This is a genomic window from Anaerobacillus sp. 1_MG-2023 (assembly GCF_030547345.1).
GTDB classification, from domain to species: Bacteria; Bacillota; Bacilli; order Bacillales; family Guptibacillaceae; genus Guptibacillus; species Guptibacillus hwajinpoensis_B.
In genome coordinates this window covers 1-231 of sequence record NZ_JAUORD010000305.1, presented here as the reverse complement: position 1 = coordinate 231, position 231 = coordinate 1, and the positions used below count along the sequence as shown (strand labels likewise).

Annotated in this window: 1 pseudogene; it reads left to right on the top strand. The window is 39.0% G+C overall.

The features are described 5' to 3' along the window. Positions 1-231, top strand: a pseudogene (locus tag Q4550_RS24250) (alcohol dehydrogenase); the annotation flags it as partial.

Genomic DNA, 231 nt, shown 5'->3' with positions numbered 1-231 from the left:
CATTCGAATTAGCTGTTGAAGTAGCATCTCCTGCAGGTAATGTTGTTACGTTAGGTTTCAATGCAACTCCTTCATCAATTGCAATGATGCACATCACGAAAAAGGAACTGACAATCACTGGTTCAAGGCTACAAACAAATCAGTTTGGGAAAGTGGTAGAGCTGATTAATTCTAAGAAGTTAACGCATAATGGTCTTGTGACACATCGTTTCCATGTGGATCAAGTAAAAG